We start from the raw sequence: 23,315 nt of genomic DNA on the forward strand, positions 1-23,315 counted from the left end.
CCTTCTCCCCTTGTCGTGGGAGGGTGGATCGGCGCGCAGTGCCGAGACGGTTGAGGGTGTTTCAGCGGAGTGAGAGCTCGGCGTTTCCTGGAGAACCCCTCATCCGTCGCCTTCGGCGACACCTTCTCCCACAGGGGGGAGAAGGGAAGGGTCGCTGCTATTCGCGCGCGATAATCTCCTCACCGCCGACGACGAGACGCAGGCCGAGATTGCCGGTCCTGCGGCGGGCGAGGAAGCGCGGGCGGCGCATGTTGGAGACACGGCCCTGGCGGCGTTCCTGCGGCGGCAGCGCTTTGATTGCGGCGCCCAGCGATTCCTCCAGCGTGCGGGCGACGCCGTCGGCCTCGATCAGAAGCATCGGCAGGCGATAAGCGTCGGCCCAGGCGCGCCAGTCGGCGGCGACGTCGTCGAGATCGTCGGCGACCAAAAGCGGCACCGACAGCATCGGATCATTGTGCAGAAGTTCCAAAGTCACGGTGACATTGCCGTCCGGATCCTCCATGGCGCGGGCGGCGACACCACGGAAGGCATTGGCGGGCAGCGCGATGATCGCCGGCACGCCGCTCATCTCCAGCGTGCGGCGAATGACGGCGCCGCGCGGGTCGATGGTGAAGGTTACATCGCCATAGTCGTCGCGCGTGGCATAGCTTACCATCTGCGGCAGGCGAAACGGGTCGAGACGCATGTTGCGCCCCGCCCAGACTGGCTTCAGTCCAGTGTTCATTCGAATGCCTTCCTGTTTCTCCTGAGGGCCGTTTTCCGGTTCTCTCCGGGCCGGTTTTTCCGGCCTCGTTATGCGGGAAACATTAGCGCTCGCTTCTTACCGCCGCGCTTAAGAAAGTCAGTTAAATTTTGCTGATCGGAGCCGATGGTTATCGGAATGCGACCAGCCACAAGATGTTGGAAGAATTAGATAACCTTACCGAGATTCATGATGCCGGCCGGGTCGAAGGCCGCCTTCACCCGGCGCATCAGATCGATCGCCATTGGCGGGGCCGTGGCGATCAGCTCGTCGCGCTTCAATTGGCCGATGCCGTGCTCGGCCGAGATCGAGCCGTGGAAGGAACGCACGACATCGTGCACGGCCTTGTTCATCGGGTGGTAGAGCTCAAGGAACGGGTCGTCCTGCCAATCCAGCGGGCGAGAGATGTTGTAGTGAAGATTGCCGTCGCCCATGTGGCCGAAGCAGACGACGCGGGCGCCGGGACAGACAGTCTGGACCACGCCTGCCGCCTTTTCGATGAACTCCGGGATCGAGGCGATCGGCACCGAGATGTCGTGCTTGATCGAGGCGCCCTCCGGCTTCTGGCATTCTGGCAGCGTCTCGCGGAAATTCCAGAAGGCGTCGCCCTGGGCAAGACTTGCCGACACCACCGCATCGCCGACGATACCCTGCTCGAGGCCGGCCGAAAGAATCTCCTCGATCAGCGCCTTGCCATCTTCTTCCGAGCGACCTGAAGAGACCTGCATCAGGGCATACCACGGCCAGTCATCCGCCAGCGGTCGGGTGATCCCTTGCCCATGCTTAAGCGTGAAGTCGTAAGGCCGTTTGGCGATCAGCTCGAAAGCCGTGAGCGAAGCACCGGCGCGATCCATCGCCAAGCTGAACAGCGAGAGCGCTGCCTGAGGCGACGACAGGCCGGCGAAGGCAACCTCCCTGCCCTTCGGCTTCGGAAAGAGCTTCAGCACCGCGGCGGTGATGACGCCGAGGGTGCCCTCGGCGCCGACGAAGAGGTTTTTCAGATCGTAGCCGGTGTTGTCCTTCTTCAGCTTGCGCAGATCGTCGAACACTTCGCCGGTCGGCAGCACCACTTCGACGCCGAGGCAAAGCTCGCGCGCATTGCCATAGGCAAGCACGCCGGTGCCCCCGGCATTGGAAGAGAGATTGCCGCCGATCTGGCAGGAGCCTTGGGCCGCAAGCGACAGCGGGAACAGCCGGTCGGCAGCGTCGGCCGCTTCCTGGAGCGTCTGCAGGATGACGCCGGCCTCGGCGGTGATGGTGTTCGACAGGACATCGATTTCGCGGATGCGGTTCAGCCGCGACAGCGAGAGCACGATGTCGCGGCCGGACTTGTCCGGCACTTGGGCGCCGACCAGCCCGGTGTTGCCGCTCTGCGGCACGACCGGCGTGCCGGTCTCGGTCGCGAGCCGCATGATGCGGCTCACTTCCTCGACGCTGCCTGGCCTCAGCACCAGCGGTGTCCGGCCATGCCAGAGGCCGCGCCGTTCGGTGATGTATGGCGCGATGTCAGCCTGATCGCGCAGCGCGTATCTGTCGCCGACGATGGCAGCGAAGCGGTCGATGAGGGCAGGATCGAGGTCGAAGGGCTGGTCGTTCATGCGCCCAAACCTAGAGCAATTCCAGGAAAAGTGTGAAGCGGTTTTCCGTCCGGAATTGCGTCAAAACAAAGAGATAGGCTCAGTCGATCTTGTCACGCGGGGCGGCGGCGCGCGCGAGCCGGTCGTTGATCGCCTCGCCCAAGCCGTCGGCCGGGATCGGCTCGACGGCGATAGTGGGCGCGCCGCTGCGGTCGAGCGCCTGCATATAGGCGAACAGATTGGCGGCGGCCTCCCGCAGATCCCCCGCCTCGGAAAGATTGCGCAGCGCCACGGCATCCTGCCAGCCTTCAGCGCGAGCGCGGCCGAAGGCGAGCAGCGCCTCGCCGCTCGTGAGCTTGCCGACGTTGAGCCGCATCGATGCGCGCGGCGCGTAATGCGAGGCGAGCATGCCGGGCGCCTGGATTCCGGTAGCGCCGCGGATCACCTCAATTCCGGCGACCGCTTCAATGTCCCGGGCAGCGATGCCGCCGGGTCGTAGCAGACGCAGCTTGCCGTCCTCGATCTTGACGATCGTCGATTCCAGGCCGACGGGCGTCGCGCCGCCGTCGACCACCAGCTTGATCTTCCCGCCGAGATCGGCCGACACGGCCTCGGCCGTCGTGGCGCTGATCCTGCCGGAGGAATTGGCGCTGGGCGCCGCGAGCGGCCGGCCTAATCTCGCGATCAGCTCGCCGCCGAAGCCTCTCGGCATGCGCAGCGCGATCGTGTCAAGCCCGGCTGTGACGAGCGGATGGATGCCGTTTTCCGCGCGCTGCGGCAACACCAGCGTCAGCGGACCGGGCCAGAAAGCTTCCGCCAGCTTTGTTGACAATGGATCGAACGCAGCAATGCGGGTCGCCATGGCGAGGTCGGCGACGTGGGCGATCAGCGGGTTGAAGCGCGGGCGCCCCTTGGCCTCGAAGATACGCGCCACGGCAGCCCCATTGGTGGCGTCACCTGCCAGTCCGTAAACGGTCTCGGTCGGGATGGCGACAACATCGCCGCCTTCGAGCAGCGCCAGCGCCCTTTCCATCGCCTCGCCGACGCCAAGTATCTCAGCCAAATTCACCACCGATCCTGAACATGCCGGTCCCGTAATACGGCTTGGAAGCAGGGGCAAGGGCGGGCATTGGCGATTTATCAATCCCTAAAATGTTAGGTTTCCGCGCAAGCCGGCATCAATTCGCCGACGCTAGGGTGTGGATTTCCGGTTGGTGGGCGGAGAGTTGTCGTGATGCGTATGTCTTGCTTCGATGCAATTGCGAACGGAAAGCTGTTACGTCCCTTTCCTGGAATTGCTCTAGGAGCGGTCGTTATCGGTCTTCTGGCGACGAGCGGCTTGGCACAGGCTTCGTCCATCGTCGTGCTCGGCGCGGCGACCTCGACGCCATCCATTGTCAGGCTGGCCGCGATCGAGCCCGGCAAGGCTACACCGTCAGTTGTGGCGCTCGGCGAGCCGGTGCCAGCCGTCACCGATGAGAAAGTGGCCGCGATCCCGGAGAAATCCGGACAGAGGCACGCGCAGGCGCCGACGATCATTCGCGGCGGCATCGTCGGCGGCGCTTCGGCGACGCCTGCGGCGACTGCCCCGGCCAAAGAGGCCGCGACACCGGCAAACGGCACCGCGCCCGCCGCCACGCCTCCCAACGGTACGGCTGCGGCCACGCCCCCCAACGGCACGGCTCAGGCTGCCACCAACGGCGATACCAAGGCTTCCGAGAACAACCCCGCCACGACGGCAACCGCGTCTGGCGGCGAGACGCAACCGGAAGCCCAACCGGAAGCTGCCCCGACGCCGCCGCGGTTCAGCAAGGCGATGTAGGCGCGACGGCCTCCCGCGCCTTACGGAGCATGCAGCTTCCGACCGGCATTCTGGTTGTCAGCCGACGATTTTTGAAAAATCGGCGACCTGGTCGGTGGCGGCGCGGATGCGAGCAAGCAGGGCCAGGCGGTTGGCGCGCACGGCCTGGTCCTCATGATTCACGAGAACCCCTTCAAAGAATGAATCAACTGGTTCACGCAAGACGCTAAGCGTCAGCATGGCGGCGGAAAAATCTTCGTTTTGAATCGCTTGGCCGGCTTCCTTCTCGGCCTGATTCACCGCGGCCGACAGCTTCTTTTCCGCATCCTCGCGGAACAGCGCCGGCTCAACAATCTCGGCGACCCGTGTTTTCTTCTTCTCCTCGGCAGCCAGGATGTTGGCGGCGCGCTTGGTACCGGCAAGCAGGTTCTTGCCATCCTCCGTGTCGAGGAACTTGCCCAGCGCCTCGACGCGGCGAACGATCTGCAGAAGGTCGTCGGACTGCGGCGTGATGACGGCGTCGATAAGATCGTATCGTGCACCGCTTTCGCGGAGATATACTTTGAGGCGGTCATGGAAGAAGCCGAGGAGATCCGAAATTTGTGCGGCATCGCTGGCGAAGCTCGCAAAGGCGTTGGCGAAGACCGATGTCAGTCCGAGGCGAATGCGGTTCTCGATCAGGATCCGGACCACGCCGAGTGCAGCTCTTCTGAGCGCGAACGGATCCTTGCTGCCTGTCGGCTTTTCATCGATCGCCCAGAAGCCTGTCAGCGTGTCGAGCTTGTCGGCCAGCGCGACAGCAACCGACACCGGGTCGGTCGGCACCCGGTCGGACGGGCCTTGCGGCTTGTAGTGCTCCTCGGCGGCCGCGGCCACCGACGGATGCTCGCCCTGGAGCAGCGCATATTTGCAGCCCATGGCGCCCTGCAATTCCGGGAACTCGCCTACCACCTCGGTCTGCAGGTCGGCCTTGGCGAGCACCGCGGCGCGGGCGACGAGCGCGGTAATCTCCCCCCTCGAGGGGGAGATGTCGCCAGAGGCGACAGAGGGAGTCGTCTCGCGTGGAGTGCCAACCTCTTCCCTCTTCGAAATGCCAGAATGCGTCGCACCAGCCGAAGCAACCCCCTCTGGCCTGCCGGCCATCTCCCCCTCAAGGGGGGAGATCGACTTCGCCACCGTCGGCGCCAATTCCTCGGCCAAGCGCTTGATGCGCGCCACGCGCTGCCCTTGTGTGCCAAGCTTGGCATGGAAGGTCACATTGAGATGGTCAAGGCGCGCCATGCGCTGGTCGAGCGGCTTCTTTAGATCCAGCTCGAACTTCGCCGCCGACTCTTGCAGCGTGCCGAGGTCGGGCAGATCGCCCTGGTCGGTCTTCCAGAAATAGAGGGCGTCTGAGAGACGCGCCCGCACCACCTTGCCATTGCCGTAGGCGATCTCTTTGCCGCCGTCCTTCGCTTCGATATTGGCAACCAGGATGAAGCGATCGGAGAGTGGCGATTGGCCAATCTCCCCCCTTGAGGGGGAGATGCCCGGCAGGGCAGAGGGGAGTGCCTCGCGCTGAGAGAACGGCGGGACGGCACCCCCCTCTGTCGGCTTCGCCGACATCTCCCCCTCTAGCGGGGAGGTTGGGCGCGACGTCACGAAGCATTTCTGATTGGCGCGAATGGTTAGGCGAATGACCTCGGCCGGGATGGTGAGAAAATCCTGCTCGAACTCGCCCATCAGCACGACCGGCCACTCGACCAGGCCGGAGACCTCTTCCAGCAGGCCCTCGTCCTCGACGAGATCGAGGCCGTTGGCGAAGGCGACATTGCGGGCATCGGCCAGGATGATCTCCTTGCGCCGGTCGGCATCAAGCACGACCTTGGCCGCTTCGAGCTTCGCCACATAGTCGTCGAAGCGGCGCACGGTGATCGTGCCCGGTGCATGGAAGCGGTGGCCGTAGGTGACGTTGCCGGAGCGGATGCCGTCGATCTCGAAATCGACCACCACCGGCTCCTCGGTCTCCGGGCCGAAGGTGCAGACGATCGATTGCAGCGGCCGCACCCAGCGCAGCGAGCCGGGCTTGGCCGAGGCCGCGCCCCAACGCATCGATTTCGGCCAGGGAAAGTTCTTGATGATGCCCGGCACCAGCTCGGCGATGATCTCTTCCGCCGCCCTGCCCGGCTTCGAGATGTGGGCGACGTAGAAGTCGCCCTTCTTGGGATCGGAATGGACATGCGCCTCGGCGATCGACGAAAGGCCGGCCTTGCGCAGAAAACCCTGCACCGCCTGGTCGGGCGCGGTGGTCGAGGGGCCCTTGATCTCCTCGCGAATGTCCTTCGAGCGCGCCGTCAGCCCGCGCACGTCCAGCGCCAGGCGTCGCGGCGTCCAGTATTCGCGCGCCGCCTCATAGGTCAGACCCGCCTCGATCAAGCCGTCGGTCAGCATCTTGCGAAGATCGCCGGCCGCCTTGCGCTGCATGCGCGCGGGGATTTCTTCCGAGCGGAGTTCTAGGAGGAGGTCAGGCATCAGTTAGCTCCTTACCCTCCCCTTGATGGGGAGGGTCGGCGCGCAGCGCCGGGGTGGGGTGGCGGCGTTTCAGCCGCCAGCACCTTCGGCACCATCGCGCAGACCAAGGTGTGATTTTCGTTCTTCCACAGCCGCATAGATTGTATCGAGAGCGGAATCCAGTTCGTTTTTTATCTCGTGGTTCCAGAAGCGGACGACGCGATAGCCCTGGCTCTCAAACCATCTCGTTCGGACTGCATCATGGCACTGCTGGCCATCAAAGCCATGTTGGAAGCCATCCACCTCGATGATCAGCTTCAGCCGATGGGAGATAAAGTCAGGATAGTAACCGCCAACCGACGCTTGTCGACGAAAGTGCGTTCCTTCGACCGGAATACGCCAGAGGTGCCGCCACAGCCTGCGTTCCTCCTCGGTCATTGCCGCGCGCAGCCTTCGTGCGGACTGCAGCTTGAACCGATCAAGTTTTGGCATAGGGAAGCGCCCGTCACCCCCACCCGCCGCTTCGCGGCGACCTCCCCCATCAAGGGGGAGGTAGAGGGCGCATAGCAACTCGGCTCGCGCCTGTCACCCTGCCTGCCGGTTGGCAGTTCGAGCTATTTCAGGAAATTTTCAGTTCTTTGTCGGGACGACGCGAGCCCACCCGTCATAAGAACAGACACCCCATGAACCAAACGCAGTGCTGAAGCGACCAACGCTCAGACGGAGAACTATTGGCTGAACGACCATGAAGACGGCATCGAGAATCCTGCAGATCCTGGCACTGAGCGCCTGCTTCGCCGCCCAGATGCATGGCACATTCTCGATGCCGGGCGTGCGACAGGCACTGCGGACGATTGATGCCGCGACAGTCCAGATCACGTTGCCGATTGCAGCCGCCGCCGAGATCGCCAGCGTGACTTTGGGCTAAGTCGCCAAGCCGCCCGCCCGCGTTTGCAGGAACGCCTCTCCGCAAGCCTTGGCAAGGTTGCGCACGCGCAGAATGTAGCTCTGGCGCTCGGTCACGGAAATCACGCCGCGGGCGTCAAGCAGATTGAAGACGTGGCTTGCCTTGATGCACTGGTCATAGGCGGGGAAAACCAGACGGTGCATCGACGAATTGTCGTTCGACGCCGGCGCGCCGGCGGCAAGCAGCGCCTTGCACTCGGCTTCGGCGTCCTCGAAATGCCGAAGCAGCATCGCCGTGTTGGCAAATTCGAAATTGTGGCGCGAATATTCCTGCTCGGCCTGCAGGAACACGTCGCCATAGGTCACCTTCTCCGGCCCTTCGCGGCCGTTGAAGTTCAAGTCGTAGACATTATCGACGCCCTGCACATACATGGCGAGACGCTCGAGCCCATAGGTGAGCTCGCCCGCCACCGGCGCGCATTCGATGCCGCAGACTTGCTGGAAATAGGTGAACTGCGACACTTCCATGCCGTCGCACCAGCACTCCCAGCCGAGGCCCCAGGCGCCCAGCGTCGGGCTCTCCCAATCGTCCTCGACGAAGCGGATGTCATGCAGCAGCGGATCGACGCCGATGGCTTCCAGCGAGCCGAGATAGAGTTCCTGCAGGTTCGGCGGGTTCGGCTTCAGGATCACCTGATATTGATAGTAATGCTGCAGCCGGTTGGGGTTCTCGCCGTAGCGGCCGTCCTTCGGCCGACGCGACGGCTGCACGTAAGCCGCGTTCCAGCGCAACGGGCCGAGCGCGCGCAAGGTGGTGGCGGGGTGGAAGGTGCCGGCGCCGACTTCCATGTCGTAGGGCTGCAGGATGACGCAGCCGTAAGCTGCCCAGTAGTTGTGCAAGGTCAGGATCAGCCCCTGGAAGGAGCGGCTGGGATGCATGTGGGCAGGGATCTCGACGGTCACGGCGGCCTCGGAATGCGCTGGGAGTGGGCTTTCCCTAGTTGCCGGGCCGGCAAGCGTCAAGGCAGGGCGCCGCATCGAGGAGAGGTTGAAGCTTTGCCGGCGGGTGGCCCATTGCCGGCCGCTCACGCGGGCCGTTTGCTTCGGCGAGCCGCAACGACAAAGGTTCCCGCCATGCTCGGTCAACTCACCGTCCGCCCCGTCACCCAGCAGGATTACGAGCAGTGGCTGCCGCTCTGGGACGGCTACAACGAATTCTACGGCCGCTCGGGCGAGACCGCGCTTGCCGGCGAGATCACCCAGATGACCTGGTCGCGCTTTTTCGACGCTTACGAGCCGGTGCATGCTCTGGTGGCCGAGCGCGACGGCAAGCTTCTCGGCCTCGTCCATTATCTCTACCACCGCTCGACCACGGCGATCGCCCCGAACTGCTATCTGCAGGATCTCTTCACCTCACAAGCCGCGCGCGGCCACGGCGTCGGCCGGGCGCTGATCGAAGGCGTTTACGAGCGCGCCAAAGCCGCGGGCTCGGGTCGCGTCTACTGGCTGACGCATGAGACCAACCACACCGCCATGCAGCTCTATGACAGGATCGGCGAGCGCTCGGGGTTCGTCGTCTACCGCAAGATGTTTTGAAAACGTTGCGGGGCTCCCAAGGGCCCCGCCAAACTGCAGAAATGTGCGCCTCAGCCCTTCGGCGCCGCGGGCGGGACCGGTTTCACCTTCGGCGTTTCCTGCGCCGTGTTGGACTCGATCGGCGGCAGGCCCTTCAGCAGCTTCTGCTGCAAGGTGGCGAGCACATCCGGGTCCGGCTTCAGGTCGCGTGCCTGGGTCCACTGGAAGGTCGCTTCCAGCTTGCGGCCGACGCGCCAATAGGCGTCGCCCAGATGGTCGTTGAGAACCGGATCCTCGGGCTTCAGCGACACGGCGCGTTCCATTTCGCGCACGGCGTCGTCGAAGCGGCCGAGGCGGTAATAGGCCCAGCCAAGCGAGTCGACGATGTAGCCGTCGCTTGGCCTGAGATCCACGGCCTTCTGGATCATCGCCAGGCCTTCCTTGAGGTTCGTGTTCATGTCGACCCAGGAATAGCCGAGATAGTTCAGAACCTGCGGCTGGTCGGGCTGCAGCTCCAGCGCCTTGCGGAAATTGGGCTCGGCCTTCGGCCATTCCTTCAACCGCTCATAGGCGATGCCGCGCTGGTAGAAGATGTTCCAGTTGGCGGCAGTCGGCGTCTTCAGCTGTTCGACCGCCTTGTCGTAGAGATTGGCAGCCGAACGGTAGTCCTCCTTGGAGGAGTAGACGCCGCCAAGCGCCAGGTAGCCGCGCATGTCGGTCGGGTGCGCATCGACATAGCCCTTGAGATGCGCGATGGCTTCGTCGTGACGGTCGATATCGGCAAGGTTCAGGCCAAGCTGCAGCTCAGAAAGCTCCTTCAATGGCGAGGAGGCCGGAATGCGCCGATAGAGCGCGATCGCGCCTTCGCCGTCCTTCAGCTGCTCGGCGACGGCGGCGAGCTGCACGAGGGCGGCGTCGCTGTCCGGCTTCAGCGCCAGCGCATATTGCAGATAGAGCCTCACGAAAGGCTCGCCGCCGCCACGATTGAGCGCGGTGGCGAGGTCGAGCAGGATTTCCGAGGCGCCGTCGGCCGGGGTAGCGACCAGGGGCTCGATCTTGTCGCCTTTGCTGATCCTGTCGCGCAGCGTGGTGATTTCGAGCTTGCCAGGCGCGAAGGCTTCGGCCTGGTTCAGCACCGCCATCGCCTTTGTCTTGTCGCCCTTGCGGGCGAGGAACGAGGCATAGGCCTGGGCATTGCGCATCCACGTCTCGGGCGCGGAGCCGCCGGCGGCGGTATCGGCCAGGGTGGCGGCGTAGATCTCATCGGCCTTGGCGGAAAGGCCGGCGGCGTCGGCGATGAGGGCGCGATGGAAGGACTTGAACAGGCCGAACCAGTCCGGCCCCTTCAGCTTGTCGATCGAAGCCATCGCCTCGGAGGCATCGCCCGCGCCTTCCTTGGCCCAACCGTCCATGACGCCGGAGAGCAGCCGGTCGAGATCGGATTCGAGCGACAGCTTCAGCCAGTACTGAGCCTTGGCGTAGTCCTTCTTGTGGAAGGAATCGACGGCAAGCGCCAGACGCGAGAAGCGCTCGACATCGGGAACTTCCTTGAGCTTGTCGGCATAGACCAGCGATTCCTCGAAGCGGCCCTGGGCGACCAGCGCCAGCATGAGGCTCTGCTGCAGTTCGGTGTCATTGGGGGCAAAGGCCAGGGCCTGCTTGTAATAGGCGATGGCATTGTCGAGATCGTTGTCGCTTTCGGCAATATGGGCGGCAAGATAGGCGCCCGAAAAGGACGTGATCTGGACCGGTTGGGAGTTTTCCTTGGCATGGGCAGGCGGCACCGACAGCGCCACACCCGCTAAAAATGCCAGCCTCGTCAGCCAGCGCGCACGTCCTTGCCGCATTGTATCCCTTTCAGCCAGACGCGATCCCCCCTTGGCGGACCGCCCACAGAGTCGATGTTTTCCCGACAAAGCATGGCCTTTTTGGGGTCAGGCTTCAATCCGCAGCGAATCACAATGCAATCATCGGGCTTAAAAAATACGGCGTGCATCCAAAAAGTCCGGCGCGGGAAGCCGCAGACAGCGCCGCCTAAAGACGCGTATCTTGGAATCCGCTGAGGGCAACCGCGCTGCACAGGTCGGACCATTCGCAGCCCGAGCACGCCTGACGCGTCAGGCCGGAGGAAAACGCCTTGCGCATCGGCGCCAGGCTGGAGGCATCCAACACGAGCCGGTCGCCGGCCCGGACGGGCCGGCCGAGGAGAGCGCCGACGTCGCGCGCCGCGAGCGCGTCGCGCTCGGCGGCGCCTTCGCCCAGGCAGTGCGGCTCGCGCTCGTCCAGCATCGGGGCGCAGATGGCGTCCGGCCCGGACACGATCAGGACCGCCTCGCCCTCGCCCAGCCGCTTCACCACCTTGTCGTAGTTGGCGGTGAAGGCGGGCGAGTAGCCTTTGCCGACATAGGTCAGCAGGCAGAGCAGATGGTGGGCGCGCAGCCTGACAGTCATTGCATCTTTGACGAGCGGTCGCGCGGTTCGGCCCGATAGGTGGAAAAGAGCTTCAGCGTCGCGGCGCCCAGCGCCGACTTCAGGAGGCCGCCGACAATGAAGGGCAGGAAGCCGAAGGTGATGGCCTTCTCGGCGCCGATCATGGCGGCAAGCCAGGCCGTGCCGAGAACCAGGCAGAGAAGATTGCCGATGAGCATGGCGGCGAAGGCAAGCATCACCCGATTGCCGTTCCAGCCGCGCTCGGCCAGCCAGCCGACGATCGCACCGACGATCGGGAAGGAGAAGAGATAGCCGCCGGTCGGGCCCATAAAATGCTGCACGCCGGCCGCACCGCCGGCCAGAACCGGGAAGCCGGCGGCACCCTCGACAAGCCAGGCCGCGATGGTCAGCGCGCCGAAGCGCCAGCCATAGAGCGCACCGACCAGCGTCACCGCGAAGGTCTGCATGGTCACCGGAACCGGCACCATCGGCACCTCGATATAGGATGACAGCGCCAGGAACAGCGAGCCGAGGACGACGGCGCCGAACTGCCAGGCAACGGAGCGGCTGTGCAGTTGGAGCGGGCTGAAGGAAGACTGGCGGGTCGAAACGGCGATGTTTGTCACGGTGAGGCCCCTGGTTGAGTTGAAATTATAGATAATTCCTGCAATCGATCTATTATCGAATCCACATTTTTGCGGAGATAGCAAGCGCTGCCTTGCGGAGGCAGATCGCAGGAGCAATGAGGCTCAGCCATTCACCGACATTTGACTGCTACGGAGCGCAGAAAGGCAGCTGTGTCTGCGTTCTCGCGCTAGCCGACGATGGCGAAGGCGTCGCGAGTCCTGCCGGAAGCGGTCTTGACCGGTTTCTGCCCGATCCATTGCACATGCCGGCCGAGCGTGGCGGCAGCCGATTCCGTGTTGCCTTGCCTCAGCGCGCTCAGGATCGCGCGGTGATCCTGATCGGTGCGGGTCTCCCATTCGGAGCGCCAGGCGGCGAACAGGAAACGCGCGCTTGCGGCATGCAGGTCATCGATGGTGGAGAGAAGACGCGGCATGTTGCAGGGCGTCAAGATCAAGCGGTGGAAGGTGCGATTGGCCTCCTCCCAGGAGCGGACATCGCGGGATTTGTCGCCCGCCTTGGTCGCCTCGTCGGCGCGGTCGAGGATCGCCGGCGTCAGATGCGGCGCGGCGTGGCGCAGCGCCAACACTTCGAGCGCGGCGCGCATCTCGGCCACTTCCCTGACCTCGCCGAGATCGAAAGCGGCCACACGCACGCCGCGGCGCGGCTCGCTGATCGCCAAACCCTGCGCCTCGAGGCGGCGGAAGGCCTCGCGCACCGGCACGTGGCTGGTGCCGAATTCCTCGGCGACATGATCCTGGCGCAGCCGCGATCCGGGCTCGATAGCGCCCGAAATGATGCGGTCCGCCAGTTCCTTGCTGATGCGGACGGCGATCGTGTCCTCTGTGGTGGCCATGTTTTATAGATAATTTGCTGAGCTGCCGTTTGTCGAGACGGCCAGAGCGGAATCACAGGCGCCCGCCCGGCGGACGCCAGGCGATGCCAAGGAGAACCGACAGGCGCTCAGTTGACGCGGCTGATGCAGAAATCGATGACGTCGATCAGCGCCGATTTCTGCGGCGTCGCCTCCAGCGGCGCGAGCGCGTCGCGGGCGATCTCGCCGAAGTGACGGGCGCGGCCAATCGTGTCGGCGATGGCGCCATGGCGGGTCATCAGACCGATCGCCTTTTCGAGCCCGGCATCGTCGGCGACATTTTCCTCGATGGCGCGCTTCCAGAAGGTGCGCTCGGCCTTGGTGCCCCGCCGATAGGCGAGGATCACCGGCAGCGTCACCTTGCCCTCGCGGAAATCGTCGCCGACATTCTTGCCGAGATCCTTGCTGGAGCCGCCATAGTCCAGCGCGTCGTCTATGAGCTGGAAGGCAAGGCCGAGATTCATGCCATAGGAGCGCAGCGCCGCCCGGTCGGTGCGGGAAGCGAGCGCGATCACCGGACCGACCTCGGCGGCGGCCGAGAACAGGGCGGCGGTCTTGGCCTTGATGACGGCGAAGTGCTCGTCCTCGGTGGTCTCCAGATTCTTGGCAGCCGCAAGCTGCATCACCTCGCCCTCGGCGATGATGGAGGCGGCGCTCGACAGGATGTCGAGAGCCTCCAGCGAGCCGACTTCGACCATCATGCGAAAAGCCTGGCCGAGCAGGAAGTCGCCGACCAGCACGCTCGCCTGGTTGCCCCAGATCATGCGCGCCGTCTTCTTGCCGCGGCGAAGCGCGCTCTCGTCGACGACGTCATCGTGGAGCAGCGTCGCGGTGTGCATGAATTCGACTGCGGTGGCGAGCTTGACGTGCCCCTCGCCCGCATAGCCGAACATCTGGGCGGCGGCGAGCGTCAGCATCGGCCGCAGCCGCTTGCCGCCGGACGAGATCAGGTGGTTGGCGACCTCCGGGATCATCTCGACGTCGGAGCCGGCCTTCGACAGGATCAGCTCGTTGACCCGTCCCATGTCGGCTGCCGTCAGGTCGATGAGATCCTGGATGGAAGCAGGCCCCCGCTTGCCTTCGATATTCAGAACGACACCCACCACGATCACTCCCGTCTCATTGACGCGCCCGACAACACCCTGGTCCCGGTGGGACTCTAGGTCGGCACAACCGCGCACGGCAAGAGGCGAATTGGCGCGGTTTGGCTGGCGCTGGGCGGCCCCGGCGTTTACATGAGCGCCGCAACCTGCGATTTTCATTCCATGATCGAGCTTGTCCGCACCAACGACGCCGTCCTCATCTCCTTCGTCGAATCGCTCATGCGCGACGCCGGCATCGCCTGCTTCGTCGCCGACCAGAACATGAGCGTGCTCGACGGATCGATTGGCATCCTGCCCAGGCGCGTCATGGTCGATGCCGAGAAAGCCGATGCCGCGCGGCGCATCCTGAAGGATGCCGGCATCGAGAACGAGATCCGCCGGCAATAATGGCAGCATCAACCGCCCTCGCCCCGGACACGCCGGCCCACACGGTCGACGCCTTCCATCGCGGGCGCTTCTGGCTGGTGCAGCCGCGACAAGGCCACCGTGCCGGCATGGACGCCATGATGCTGGCTGCTGCCGTCCCGTCCGGCTTTTCCGGCCGGCTCGCCGATTTCGGCGCGGGCGCCGGTGCGGCGACGCTCGCCGTGCTGTCGCGCTGCCCTGAGGCACACGCGGTTCTGGTCGAGCGTTCCGAGGAGATGGCGGCCTTTGCCGCCGCCACGCTTGCCCACCCCGGGAACGCGCATCTCGGCGACCGCGCCTCGGTGCTTAAGGCCGACGTCACGCTTGCGGGACGGGCACGGCACGGAGCCGGACTTGCCGACAATTCGTTCGACTTCGTCGTCATGAACCCGCCCTTCAACGCGGCACAAGACCGCGCAACGCCGGACGCGCTGCGCAGAGAAGCGCATGTCGCGGAGGACGGCCTGTTCGAGCGCTGGATCAGAAGTGCGGCCGCCGTCGTCAAGCCGCGCGGCGGACTGGCGGCGATTGCGCGGCCGGAGCAGCTTGTCGCCATCCTGGATGCGATGGAAGGCCGCTTCGGCGATGCCGAGATGCTCTGCGTGCACCCGCGCCCAGACGCGGCGGCGATCCGCATCGTCGTCAGGGCGGTGCTCGGCGCGCGCGGAAAACTGTCGATCCGGCCTCCGCTCACCTTGCACGGCGCATCCGGCAACGAGCCGACGGAGCGGACCGAAATGATCAACAACGGGCTGGCGTCGCTGTTCGGCGATTGATCAGAGGCCGGCGATGCGGCATTGCCGTTGCGCGGCGAATTCCTACATGCCCGGGAGCAAGGATGAGGTCTGACCTTGCTCTAGCATCTCTTGTGGAGACAAGCTTTCGTGAAACGCTTCTTCAACCGCCTGCTGCCGAAATCCTGGCGCTCGACAGTCGTCACCATTCCGGTCATCCGGCTGCATGGCACGATCATGCCCGGCGGCGGCCAGTTCCGGCCAAGCCTGTCGCTCGCCTCGACGGCCGGGCTCATCGAGAAAGCGTTCGGCTTCGACGCGCCGGCGGTTGCGATTTCGATCAACTCGCCGGGCGGCTCGCCGGTGCAGTCGCGGCTGATCTTCAAGCGCATCCGCGACCTGGCGGCAGAGAAGGATAGACGAGTGCTCGTCTTCGTCGAGGATGTGGCGGCCTCCGGCGGCTACATGATCGCAATCGCCGGCGACGAGATCTTCGCCGACCCTTCCTCGATCGTCGGCTCGATCGGCGTCGTCTCCGCCTCCTTCGGCTTCCCGGAGCTGATGAAGAAGATCGGCATCGAGCGTCGCGTCCACACCGCAGGCCAGAACAAGGCCGTGCTCGACCCCTTCAAGCCGGAAAAGAGGGAAGACGTCGAGCGGCTGAAAGCCTTACAGCTCGAAGTGCACGAGACCTTCATCGATCTCGTCAAGGAACGGCGCGGCACCAAGCTCAAGGACGACCCGGATCTGTTCACCGGACTGTTCTGGACCGCCAAGAAGGGTCTCGAGCTCGGCCTCGTCGATGCGCTGGGCGACATGCGCAGCGTGCTCAAGACCCGTTTCGGCGAAAAGACGCAGCTCAGGCTGATCACCGCGCCGCGCGGGCTTTTCGGCCGTTTCGGCTTGTTCGGATCGCGTTTTTCGGCGCCGGACATCGCCGCGGCCGCGGCCAGCGGCGTCATCGATGCGGCGGAAGAGCGCGCGCTGTGGGCGCGCTTCGGGCTTTGAAAAAGCCATGATTGCGTCTAGCATGGCCGCTTGACCGACCCATCCGGCCGGCCTTGCCGCGAGAAACGCGGGAGGAGTTGTGAGATGCCGCAGATCATTTTCTTCGTTGTCGTCGGCGCCGCCGCCTATTTCGGTTATCGCGCTTTCGTACGCGAGGCCGAGCGCGTGACGGCCAAGATCCGGCGCACCGAGAAGCAGGCGGCCAACGGCACGATGGGAACGCTGGTCAAGGATCCGAAGACCGGCGAGTACCGTCTGGCCAAGGACTGAACACCATCTCGCCAGCAGCCGACATTCTGGAGGCCGAGGCCAAGTCCCGGACATGGCTTGCGCCTGCCAAGATCAACCTCGCGCTGCACGTCACCGGACGGCGCGCCGACGGTTATCACCTACTCGACAGCCTTGCCGTGTTCACGCGCTTCGGCGACCGGCTCGAGATCGAGCTGGCGCAAGACGATGCGTTCTCGGCGTCTGGTCCCTTCGCCGCCGGCGTGCCAATCGATGGCGACAATCTGGTACTCAAAGCGCGCGACGCGTTGCGGCGGGAAGCCGGCGCGCAACAGGCGCCACCAGTCGCCATCCGGCTGGAAAAGAACCTGCCGGTCGCTTCCGGCGTCGGCGGCGGCTCGAGCGACGCGGCGGCGGCGCTCAACGGCCTTTCGCGCCTCTGGGAGCTCGACATCGGGGAGGCGGGGCTGGCGCGGATCGGGCTGACGCTCGGCGCCGATCTCCCGATGTGCCTCAAGGCAAGGCCGCTAATTGCGCGCGGCATCGGCGATGAACTGTCGCCGCTGACGGAGTTTCCGGCGCTTGCGCTGGTCCTCGTCAACCCGGGCGTCGCCGTTTCGACACCCGAAGTATTCAAGGCGCTTTCCGGACCTGACAATGCGGCATTGCCGCCGCTGCCCGGCCGGCTCGATTTTCACGGCATACGCAATTGGCTGGACACGACGCGGAACGATCTCGAACCTGCCGCTCGCGCCATCCAACCGGCGATTGGCGATGCGCTCAAGGCGCTGAAAAAAGCGGGAGCCGCCTTTGCCCGCATGTCGGGCTCCGGCGCTACCTGCTTCGGCCTGTTCGAGACTGGCAATGTCGCCAAGCGCGCGGCGATCGACATCCGCCGCCGCCATCCCGGTTGGTTCGTGGCCGCGACGCGCAGCATGGAGACCGACTGATGGCCAACGAAAGCCGCCCCTTCATCCCGGTGCGCATCGCGGTGCTGACCGTTTCCGACACGCGCAGCCTGGCCGAGGACAAATCCGGGCAGATATTGGCCGACCGCATCGCAGAGGCTGGCCATATACTGGTGGCTCGCGACATCGTCACCGACGACCGCGAGAAGATCCGCGAAAAAGTGCTCGCCTGGTCGAGGGATGAAACGGTGGACGTCGTTATCACCACGGGTGGCACCGGCTTCACCGGCCGCGACGTAACGCCGGAAGCGCTGGAGCCGATTTTCGAAAAGCGCATGGACGGCTTTTCGGAAGTCTTCCACCGGATTTCCTATGACAAGATCGGCACATCGACGATCCAGAGCCGGGCGACCGGCGGCGTCGTCAACGCCACCTTTATCTTCGTGCTGCCGGGCTCGCCCGGCGCGTGCAAGGATGCTTGGGACGGCATCATCAAGGCGCAGCTCGACTACCGGCACATGCCCTGCAACTTCGTCGAGATCATGCCGCGGCTGGACGAGCACCTCAGGCGCGGCGGCAAGCCGGAGTAGCGGCCCCGTCCGGTTCAGCGGATGACCGGCTCGCCGTGGAAGCGGCGGCGCGACGGCCGCGAGACGCCGAAGCCGATTTCCATCATCAGCCGCGGCGTATGCGTCGGCACCGTTCCCATATGGAAGCCGAACGGATCCTCGACGAAGCCGAGGCCCGCCTCGCCCGTCAGCGTCGCAGCGCTTTCCGGACCGTAGACGTCCAGCACGTCTTCCGCGGGGTGGCCGACCAGAAGCGTGAGCTGGTGCTTGAGCGCGCGGCGCCTGTGGCTGCCGCGGACATAGACATGCGGGCCGGTGCCGGCGTCGACCGGCACCAGATAGAAGAAGAATTTCAGCATCCGCCAATCGTCGAGATCGAAATGGTATTTGCCGAGCGAGGCGAGATTCTTGTCGGCATCCGAGGCCTTGCCGGTCGGAAAGCTCCACCACACGCGCGTCGTGATCAGTTTCGCCTGGCCGCCGAGATAGTGCTGCGCGACCTCGAGGAGCAGCGGATCCCGCTGGATGGCAAGCGCCGCCGGGCAATCGAGAATGCGTTCGAAATAATGCCCGCTGAGCAGCGAGCGGCCGAAACGCTTCTCCGCCTCGGCATGGTCGCCCGGCATGAATTCGAGACGGCGGTCGAAATTGCCGAAACAGGGCGTGCGTTGCGCAAAAACGGCGATCTCCTCATGGATCGCCGACGGCAGCGTGAACCCCGAAAACAGTCCATCGGAGCGAAGCGCCGCGACCACCGCCTCGCGATCGACGCCGGCAAACATCGTCTCTCCCGCATTGTCGAGCGGGCGAACGCGTCTGGCGCCTAGCCAGTGCATGCGGCGCCCCGGCATGGTGCGCGCCAGCACGAACATCGGCAGCCAGGCCGGATTTTCGCGTAGATCTTTCAGATAGGTCGGGATGCGCACGGCGATGCGCCTGAACAGGCTGCCATTACGAGCGATCGCCTCCAGGCTGGCCGCGCCTGAATTGTCTGGAGTACCAAGGTTCATCGGGTTCCTCGTATGCATGGCGTCCGACGAAGCGCCAGCCGTCTGCCGCTTCATCGTCACCCAATCCCGATTGTCCCGCTTCAAGCAGATGCTAATCCACTGCAGGTTTTTGTGCAATGCACAATAGAATGGGCCGGCAAAGTTCGCGGCCTTTTTCTCTCTTTTCGCCTTCTGGAGAGAAGGAGGGCATGCGCTCACTTCGGCGGCGCCACCCAGATTTCGGCAATCAGCCTTCTGGTGGCGAGGCCGCGCGCCAGGGCTTCGGCGCTGCGGGCGCTTTTCGCCAGCACCGTGGCCTGGCGCTTGCTGATGACAAGCCCTTCCTCCAGAGCCCGGTTGCCCGAAAAAACCCGGACCAGAAACGGCGTGCGATTGCCGCGGACGCGTGAAAAACGCGCCGGCATCGTCTGCCTCGCCGCGTGAGCGACGACGTCGTCGATCCAGCCTTCGGCGAGCCGGGCGCCGGGTTCCAGAAGCAGGAGCCAGTCGCCCTTGGCCTGGCCGATGCCTGTTGCGATGCCGCCGGCGACAAGGTGGCAGCCGGCATGCTCGGCGACGCGATGCGTCTGGTCGGTCGAGCCGGTGTCGCAGACGATGACGTCGCGCACCACGCCCTCGACCGCGCCGCCGATCAGCGAGGCCAGCGTGCGGGCAAGGCCTTCTTCGTCGTTCCTGGTTTCGATGAGGACGCTGAGCATTTTAGCCGAATAGCGGAAAGCGCGGCGCTGCGCCAGATGCGCGTTCTGAACGAAAAAGTTCTTGCTTTGTTCTCGTTGGCAAAATAGGAATAGTTTCATGAACAGAGCGATTCGACAGCCTGCCGAGAGTCCCTGGGAGAGGGCGAAAATGGAACAGATCGTGCGCGCCGACATTGCCGCTTTCGGAGCAGGCAGAGCCGAGATGGCAAATGCAATGATAGACCAGAGCGGCATGCGCGTGCGGCCGGACCGCAATCGCGGACGCTCCGCGGGCATCAATCCGTCCGGCCGCTTCGAGCCGGTCAGCCGGCATGTGTTCGACGATGGCTGGAACTCGCTGGAGGAACTGCCGCCGTTCAAGACGGAGGTGCAGGTCGAGAAGCCGCGCACCATCATCACGCGCAACGAGTCGCCGGACATTTCCTTCGATCGTTCGATCAATCCCTATCGCGGCTGCGAGCATGGCTGCGTCTACTGCTTTGCCAGGCCGACGCATTCCTTCATGGGCCTGTCGCCGGGGCTCGATTTCGAATCGAAGCTCTTTGCCAAGCCCGATGCGGCGCGAATGCTGGACAGGGAATTGTCGAAGCCCGGCTACCAGCCGCGCACCATCGCCATCGGCACCAACACCGATCCCTATCAGCCGATCGAAAAGCAATACCGCATCATGCGCGAGATCCTGGAGGTGCTGGAGGCGCGTGGCCATCCGGTCGGCATCGTAACCAAGTCGGCACTGGTGACGCGCGATATCGACATCCTGTCGCGCATGGCCGAGCGCGGGCTCGCCAAGGTGGCGCTGTCGGTGACGACGCTCGACCGCATGCTGGCGAGAACCATGGAGCCGCGTGCCTCGACGCCGACAAAGCGGCTGGAAGCGATAAGGCAGCTTTCGGATGCCGGCGTCCCCGCCTCGGTGATGGTGGCGCCGATCATTCCCGGCCTCACCGATCCGGAGATGGAGCGCATCCTCGATTCGGCGCGCGCCGCCGGCGCCAGGGAGGCAGGCTATGTCGTGCTGCGTCTGCCGCTCGAGGTGGCGCCGATCTTCAAGGACTGGCTGTTGCGCCATTATCCGGATCGCTACCGGCATGTGATGTCGCTGATCCGCTCGATGCGCGACGGCAAGGACTACGATTCGGAATGGGGCAAGCGCATGAAGGGCGCCGGACCCTATGCCTGGCAGATCGGCCGGCGCTTCGAGATCGCCGCCAAGCGGCTCGGCCTCAATGCCGAGCGGCGGCAGCTTCGGACCGACCAATTCGTCGCAGGCTCCGGCGTCGGCGAGCAGTTGATGCTGCTGTGAAGATGATGCCGGCCGCGAAGGCCGGCGGCTAGGGCAACTCGGGAGGCAGAGTTTTGCGCCCGGATTGCGATCCGCTAACCCTCTGTTTTGATGTAACTTCGTACGGAAGGCCCGCTACGCACTCTTCCTGGAATTGCTCAAGAATCCCGTCCGGCCCAGTCCCCCGGCCGTGAGACGGTGCCCTCCCGGTCCGAAGCCCCATCCGACCCGGAGGGACTTGCGGAGAATCGGAGCCGATGCGAACCTCGCCGCACCATGGCTCGCGCGCGTTCCGATTCTCCGCTTCTCTTCGAAATGGTCGAGAAGCCCGACTTCTCGATTGAAACGAAAGCGATGGCCGAGGGGCTGTGGCCGGTAGCGGGGATGGACGAGGCGGGCCGCGGGCCGCTTGCCGGTCCGGTGGTGGCGGCGGCCGTGGTGCTCAACCCGGCCAACATTCCCGAAGGGCTCGACGATTCCAAGCGCCTCACCCATCTGCAGCGCGAGGCGCTGTTCCTCAAAATCCTGGGCTCGGCGCTCAGCGTCTCGATGGCCTCGATCAGCGCCGAAGGCATCGACAACAGCAACATTCTGAAAGCCAGCCTGGAAGCCATGCGCCGCGCCGCCGCCGGACTGTCGCTGCCGCCCAAACTGGCGCTGGCGGACGGCCGCGACGTGCCGCCAGGGCTCACCTGCGAGGGACGCGCGCTGATCAAGGGCGACCAGCGCTCGCAATCTATCGCCGCCGCCTCGATCATCGCCAAGGTGATGCGCGACCGCATGATGTGCGGCTGCGGCGGCCATCATGAGCATTACGGCTTCGAAATGCATATGGGCTACGCGACGGTCCGCCACCGGACCGCGATCGAGGCGCATGGCCCGGTGGCGCGACTGCACAGGGCGTCGTTCGCACCGTTCCGGTTTGGCGGCGTCGAGGTGGCGGAAGCGGAAGAGAGCTTCGAGGGAATAGATTAATCTTCCCCGTCGGGGGGGGAAATGGCCGGCTGGCGGAGAGGGTCGTCGCGCGTGAAGCACCGACGCCCTCTTTAGTCGCACAAGGCGTCGAGCTCTACGCGCAACGATCCTCTCTGTCGGCTTCGGCGAAAGCTCCCCCTCAAGGGCCCTCAAGGGGGAAGATTATTCGCGCCCAAAACAAAAAAGCCGCCGGGTTGCCCAGGCGGCTTCATGTCAGCAACGGCAGAGCCGCTCAGTTCAGCTTGGCCTTCACGTCCTGCAGCGCCGACTTGAACAAATCGGCGCCGGCCTTGGCGTCGACCTTGGCGGCAAGCAGCGCACGGGCGGCCTCGACGGCGATGTCGACGGCGCTGGCACGCACCTCGCCGATCGCTTCGCGCTCGGCCTGGCTGATCTTCTGCTCGGCAAGCGCCGTGCGCCGGGCGACGTAGTCCTCGGTCTTCTTATGCGCCTCGGAAGCAAGGAGCTCGGCCTCGCGCTTGGCGGCGGCGACGATGTCGGCGGCCTCCTTCTCGGCTTCCTTGCGCTTCTGCTGGTATTGGCCGAGCAGCTGCTGGGCCTCTTCGCGCAGGCGGCGCGCTTCCTCGAGTTCGCTGCTGATCTTGGCCGCACGGGAATCGAGCGACTTTGCGAGCATGCCCGGCACCTTCAGATAGATGACGGCGCCGAGGAAGATGATCAGGGCAATGGTGGCCCAGAGCGTGGCAAGTGATGTGGCGTCCATGATGGCCTCCTCACCGGGTCGCGGATTTGACCGCGGCCGAAATCTCGGCCTTGTCGGTCTTGCCGCCGACCAGCGCCTCGACGATGGCCGACGTGGTGTCCTCGGCGATCGTGCCGACTTCCTTCATCGCCTTGGCCTTGATCGAGGCGATGCTCGCCTCGGCCTCGCCGAGCTTCTTCTCGAGTTCCGTCTCGAGCTTCTTGCGCGTGCTTTCGGCTTCGCTCTTGGCGGCGTCGCTCGCCTGCTGGCCGATCTTGTTGGCGTTGGCCTTGGCTTCCGTCAATTCCTGCTCATAGGCGGCAACGGCAGCGTCCGCCTCGCCCTTCAGCCTGGCGGCGTGGTCGAGATCCTGGGTGATGCGATCGTTGCGGACATCGATGATACCGCCGATGCGCGGCATCACAACCCGCTTCAGGAACAGATAGAAGAGCCCGAAGGTGATGACGAGCCACAGGATCTGCGACGGGAAGGTCTCGGCATTGAACGGCGGGAACGTGCCATGCTCCTCGGCAGGCACGGCGGTGCCCGCATGCGTATCGCCCTCGGCCGTGGCCGGCGCGGATTCTTGCGCAAAGGCAGATGTCACGAACATCTCATTCCCCTGTCCATACGGCGGGGCCGCACCATGCGGCCCCTTTCGTCAGCGCGTGGT

General features: G+C 64.8%; 26 protein-coding genes. 11 read left to right on the forward strand and 15 right to left on the reverse strand.

Features of this window, described 5'->3' with window-relative positions; translation table 11 throughout:
* Positions 1 to 157: 157 nt before the first annotated feature.
* The 3 genes from P9217_RS05280 to P9217_RS05290 all read right to left on the reverse strand — a co-directional run bounded on the left by P9217_RS05280 (position 158) and on the right by P9217_RS05290 (position 3,382).
* Complete coding sequence (locus P9217_RS05280) at positions 158 to 724, reverse strand: DUF6101 family protein (protein WP_067327821.1); 567 nt, start codon at positions 722 to 724, stop codon at positions 158 to 160.
* Between the two features lie 185 nt (positions 725 to 909).
* Positions 910 to 2,340, reverse strand: a complete 1,431-nt coding sequence (locus P9217_RS05285) for an FAD-binding oxidoreductase (RefSeq protein WP_278086479.1) — start codon at positions 2,338 to 2,340, stop codon at positions 910 to 912.
* A 79-nt stretch (positions 2,341 to 2,419) separates the two neighbouring features.
* The gene (locus tag P9217_RS05290) at positions 2,420 to 3,382 is read right to left on the reverse strand and encodes an L-threonylcarbamoyladenylate synthase (protein WP_278086478.1); all 963 of its coding nucleotides are present in this window, start codon (positions 3,380 to 3,382) and stop codon (positions 2,420 to 2,422) included.
* Between the two features lie 276 nt (positions 3,383 to 3,658).
* On the opposite strand from P9217_RS05290, the gene P9217_RS05295 reads away from it, so the two are divergent.
* Complete coding sequence (locus P9217_RS05295; RefSeq protein ID WP_127246434.1) at positions 3,659 to 4,141, forward strand: hypothetical protein; 483 nt, start codon at positions 3,659 to 3,661, stop codon at positions 4,139 to 4,141.
* 57 nt (positions 4,142 to 4,198) lie between these two features.
* On the opposite strand, the gene glyS is transcribed toward P9217_RS05295, so the two are convergent.
* Together glyS and P9217_RS05305 are read right to left on the reverse strand one after the other, a co-directional pair.
* Positions 4,199 to 6,631, reverse strand: coding sequence for a glycine--tRNA ligase subunit beta (gene glyS / locus P9217_RS05300; RefSeq protein ID WP_278086477.1), 2,433 nt, complete (start codon positions 6,629 to 6,631; stop codon positions 4,199 to 4,201).
* A gap of 69 nt (positions 6,632 to 6,700) precedes the next feature.
* Positions 6,701 to 7,102, reverse strand: a complete 402-nt coding sequence (locus tag P9217_RS05305; RefSeq protein ID WP_127246436.1) for a DUF559 domain-containing protein — start codon at positions 7,100 to 7,102, stop codon at positions 6,701 to 6,703.
* Between the two features lie 253 nt (positions 7,103 to 7,355).
* Between P9217_RS05305 and P9217_RS05310 the strand changes: the two genes are divergently transcribed.
* The gene (locus P9217_RS05310) at positions 7,356 to 7,538 is read left to right on the forward strand and encodes a hypothetical protein (RefSeq protein WP_067327818.1); all 183 of its coding nucleotides are present in this window, start codon (positions 7,356 to 7,358) and stop codon (positions 7,536 to 7,538) included.
* On the opposite strand, the gene P9217_RS05315 is transcribed toward P9217_RS05310, so the two are convergent.
* Positions 7,535 to 8,479, reverse strand: a complete 945-nt coding sequence (locus P9217_RS05315) for a glycine--tRNA ligase subunit alpha (protein WP_082954005.1) — start codon at positions 8,477 to 8,479, stop codon at positions 7,535 to 7,537. The two genes, P9217_RS05310 and P9217_RS05315, sit on opposite strands and share 4 nt — an antisense overlap.
* Before the next feature lie 171 nt (positions 8,480 to 8,650).
* Here P9217_RS05315 and P9217_RS05320 point away from each other — a divergent pair, with 171 nt between their 5' ends.
* Positions 8,651 to 9,112: a GNAT family N-acetyltransferase gene (locus P9217_RS05320; protein WP_095823827.1), complete on the forward strand. Its 462-nt coding sequence runs from the start codon at positions 8,651 to 8,653 to the stop codon at positions 9,110 to 9,112.
* A gap of 50 nt (positions 9,113 to 9,162) precedes the next feature.
* Here P9217_RS05320 and P9217_RS05325 read toward each other — a convergent pair whose 3' ends face one another.
* The 5 genes from P9217_RS05325 to P9217_RS05345 form a co-directional block, all read right to left on the reverse strand.
* Positions 9,163 to 10,938 (reverse strand): tetratricopeptide repeat protein, encoded by a 1,776-nt coding sequence (locus P9217_RS05325; protein WP_095823828.1) that lies wholly within the window; start codon positions 10,936 to 10,938, stop codon positions 9,163 to 9,165.
* A 187-nt stretch (positions 10,939 to 11,125) separates the two neighbouring features.
* The gene (locus tag P9217_RS05330) at positions 11,126 to 11,542 is read right to left on the reverse strand and encodes a DUF1284 domain-containing protein (protein ID WP_095800916.1); all 417 of its coding nucleotides are present in this window, start codon (positions 11,540 to 11,542) and stop codon (positions 11,126 to 11,128) included.
* Positions 11,539 to 12,147 carry a biotin transporter BioY gene (locus P9217_RS05335; RefSeq protein ID WP_095800917.1) on the reverse strand — a complete coding sequence of 203 codons (609 nt, stop codon included), beginning with the start codon at positions 12,145 to 12,147 and terminating at the stop codon, positions 11,539 to 11,541. Before P9217_RS05335 ends, P9217_RS05330 begins: the two co-directional genes overlap by 4 nt.
* A gap of 188 nt (positions 12,148 to 12,335) precedes the next feature.
* Positions 12,336 to 13,001 (reverse strand): GntR family transcriptional regulator, encoded by a 666-nt coding sequence (locus P9217_RS05340; protein ID WP_278086476.1) that lies wholly within the window; start codon positions 12,999 to 13,001, stop codon positions 12,336 to 12,338.
* 107 nt (positions 13,002 to 13,108) lie between these two features.
* The gene (locus P9217_RS05345; protein WP_278086475.1) at positions 13,109 to 14,122 is read right to left on the reverse strand and encodes a polyprenyl synthetase family protein; all 1,014 of its coding nucleotides are present in this window, start codon (positions 14,120 to 14,122) and stop codon (positions 13,109 to 13,111) included.
* 162 nt (positions 14,123 to 14,284) lie between these two features.
* On the opposite strand from P9217_RS05345, the gene P9217_RS05350 reads away from it, so the two are divergent.
* The 6 genes from P9217_RS05350 to moaB all read left to right on the forward strand — a co-directional run bounded on the left by P9217_RS05350 (position 14,285) and on the right by moaB (position 17,995).
* Entirely contained in the window at positions 14,285 to 14,509 is a 225-nt protein-coding gene (locus P9217_RS05350) for a DUF2007 domain-containing protein (RefSeq protein ID WP_066999078.1), read from the forward strand.
* Positions 14,509 to 15,303, forward strand: coding sequence for a methyltransferase (locus tag P9217_RS05355; RefSeq protein WP_067327811.1), 795 nt, complete (start codon positions 14,509 to 14,511; stop codon positions 15,301 to 15,303). The genes P9217_RS05350 and P9217_RS05355 overlap by 1 nt, the downstream gene beginning before the upstream one ends.
* Positions 15,304 to 15,411: 108 nt before the next feature.
* Positions 15,412 to 16,269 carry a S49 family peptidase gene (locus P9217_RS05360; RefSeq protein WP_066999014.1) on the forward strand — a complete coding sequence of 286 codons (858 nt, stop codon included), beginning with the start codon at positions 15,412 to 15,414 and terminating at the stop codon, positions 16,267 to 16,269.
* 84 nt (positions 16,270 to 16,353) lie between these two features.
* Complete coding sequence (locus P9217_RS05365) at positions 16,354 to 16,539, forward strand: hypothetical protein (RefSeq protein WP_066999017.1); 186 nt, start codon at positions 16,354 to 16,356, stop codon at positions 16,537 to 16,539.
* A gap of 26 nt (positions 16,540 to 16,565) precedes the next feature.
* A complete protein-coding gene (locus P9217_RS05370) occupies positions 16,566 to 17,447 on the forward strand; it encodes a 4-(cytidine 5'-diphospho)-2-C-methyl-D-erythritol kinase (RefSeq protein WP_127246438.1) in 882 nt (293 codons plus the stop codon).
* Positions 17,447 to 17,995, forward strand: a complete 549-nt coding sequence (moaB, locus tag P9217_RS05375) for a molybdenum cofactor biosynthesis protein B (RefSeq protein WP_067327808.1) — start codon at positions 17,447 to 17,449, stop codon at positions 17,993 to 17,995. The genes P9217_RS05370 and moaB overlap by 1 nt, the downstream gene beginning before the upstream one ends.
* Positions 17,996 to 18,009: 14 nt before the next feature.
* On the opposite strand, the gene P9217_RS05380 is transcribed toward moaB, so the two are convergent.
* Together P9217_RS05380 and P9217_RS05385 are read right to left on the reverse strand one after the other, a co-directional pair.
* Positions 18,010 to 18,984: a hypothetical protein gene (locus P9217_RS05380; protein ID WP_278055479.1), complete on the reverse strand. Its 975-nt coding sequence runs from the start codon at positions 18,982 to 18,984 to the stop codon at positions 18,010 to 18,012.
* A gap of 194 nt (positions 18,985 to 19,178) precedes the next feature.
* On the reverse strand, positions 19,179 to 19,682 hold the full coding sequence (locus P9217_RS05385; RefSeq protein WP_067327807.1) for a glycosyltransferase: 504 nt from the start codon (positions 19,680 to 19,682) through the stop codon (positions 19,179 to 19,181).
* A gap of 148 nt (positions 19,683 to 19,830) precedes the next feature.
* Between P9217_RS05385 and P9217_RS05390 the strand changes: the two genes are divergently transcribed.
* Together P9217_RS05390 and P9217_RS05395 are read left to right on the forward strand one after the other, a co-directional pair.
* A complete protein-coding gene (locus P9217_RS05390; protein ID WP_127246440.1) occupies positions 19,831 to 20,985 on the forward strand; it encodes a PA0069 family radical SAM protein in 1,155 nt (384 codons plus the stop codon).
* Positions 20,986 to 21,240: 255 nt separating this feature from the next.
* Positions 21,241 to 21,939, forward strand: coding sequence for a ribonuclease HII (locus tag P9217_RS05395; RefSeq protein WP_067327805.1), 699 nt, complete (start codon positions 21,241 to 21,243; stop codon positions 21,937 to 21,939).
* 232 nt (positions 21,940 to 22,171) lie between these two features.
* Here the strand turns inward: P9217_RS05395 and P9217_RS05400 are convergent, their stop codons facing one another.
* On the reverse strand, positions 22,172 to 22,663 hold the full coding sequence (locus P9217_RS05400; RefSeq protein WP_066999035.1) for a F0F1 ATP synthase subunit B: 492 nt from the start codon (positions 22,661 to 22,663) through the stop codon (positions 22,172 to 22,174).
* 10 nt (positions 22,664 to 22,673) lie between these two features.
* Entirely contained in the window at positions 22,674 to 23,255 is a 582-nt protein-coding gene (locus P9217_RS05405) for a F0F1 ATP synthase subunit B (RefSeq protein ID WP_127241844.1), read from the reverse strand.
* Between the last annotated feature and the right edge of the window lie 60 nt (positions 23,256 to 23,315).

It is taken from the genome of Mesorhizobium sp. WSM4989, from assembly GCF_029625795.1.
GTDB lineage: Bacteria > Pseudomonadota > Alphaproteobacteria > Rhizobiales > Rhizobiaceae > Mesorhizobium.

Coding starts and splice junctions, on each gene's coding strand:
- P9217_RS05325 (WP_095823828.1), bottom strand. CDS start 10,938: ATGCGGCAAGGACGTGCGCGCTGGCTGACGAGGCTGGCATTTTTAGCG.
- P9217_RS05305 (WP_127246436.1), bottom strand. CDS start 7,102: ATGCCAAAACTTGATCGGTTCAAGCTGCAGTCCGCACGAAGGCTGCGC.
- P9217_RS05395 (WP_067327805.1), top strand. CDS start 21,241: ATGGCTCGCGCGCGTTCCGATTCTCCGCTTCTCTTCGAAATGGTCGAG.
- P9217_RS05405 (WP_127241844.1), bottom strand. CDS start 23,255: ATGTTCGTGACATCTGCCTTTGCGCAAGAATCCGCGCCGGCCACGGCC.
- P9217_RS05285 (WP_278086479.1), bottom strand. CDS start 2,340: ATGAACGACCAGCCCTTCGACCTCGATCCTGCCCTCATCGACCGCTTC.
- P9217_RS05350 (WP_066999078.1), top strand. CDS start 14,285: ATGATCGAGCTTGTCCGCACCAACGACGCCGTCCTCATCTCCTTCGTC.
- P9217_RS05355 (WP_067327811.1), top strand. CDS start 14,509: ATGGCAGCATCAACCGCCCTCGCCCCGGACACGCCGGCCCACACGGTC.
- P9217_RS05365 (WP_066999017.1), top strand. CDS start 16,354: ATGCCGCAGATCATTTTCTTCGTTGTCGTCGGCGCCGCCGCCTATTTC.
- P9217_RS05400 (WP_066999035.1), bottom strand. CDS start 22,663: ATGGACGCCACATCACTTGCCACGCTCTGGGCCACCATTGCCCTGATC.
- P9217_RS05310 (WP_067327818.1), top strand. CDS start 7,356: ATGAAGACGGCATCGAGAATCCTGCAGATCCTGGCACTGAGCGCCTGC.
- P9217_RS05330 (WP_095800916.1), bottom strand. CDS start 11,542: ATGACTGTCAGGCTGCGCGCCCACCATCTGCTCTGCCTGCTGACCTAT.
- P9217_RS05280 (WP_067327821.1), bottom strand. CDS start 724: ATGAACACTGGACTGAAGCCAGTCTGGGCGGGGCGCAACATGCGTCTC.
- P9217_RS05340 (WP_278086476.1), bottom strand. CDS start 13,001: ATGGCCACCACAGAGGACACGATCGCCGTCCGCATCAGCAAGGAACTG.
- glyS (WP_278086477.1), bottom strand. CDS start 6,631: ATGCCTGACCTCCTCCTAGAACTCCGCTCGGAAGAAATCCCCGCGCGC.
- P9217_RS05390 (WP_127246440.1), top strand. CDS start 19,831: ATGGAACAGATCGTGCGCGCCGACATTGCCGCTTTCGGAGCAGGCAGA.
- P9217_RS05380 (WP_278055479.1), bottom strand. CDS start 18,984: ATGAACCTTGGTACTCCAGACAATTCAGGCGCGGCCAGCCTGGAGGCG.
- P9217_RS05385 (WP_067327807.1), bottom strand. CDS start 19,682: ATGCTCAGCGTCCTCATCGAAACCAGGAACGACGAAGAAGGCCTTGCC.
- moaB (WP_067327808.1), top strand. CDS start 17,447: ATGGCCAACGAAAGCCGCCCCTTCATCCCGGTGCGCATCGCGGTGCTG.
- P9217_RS05320 (WP_095823827.1), top strand. CDS start 8,651: ATGCTCGGTCAACTCACCGTCCGCCCCGTCACCCAGCAGGATTACGAG.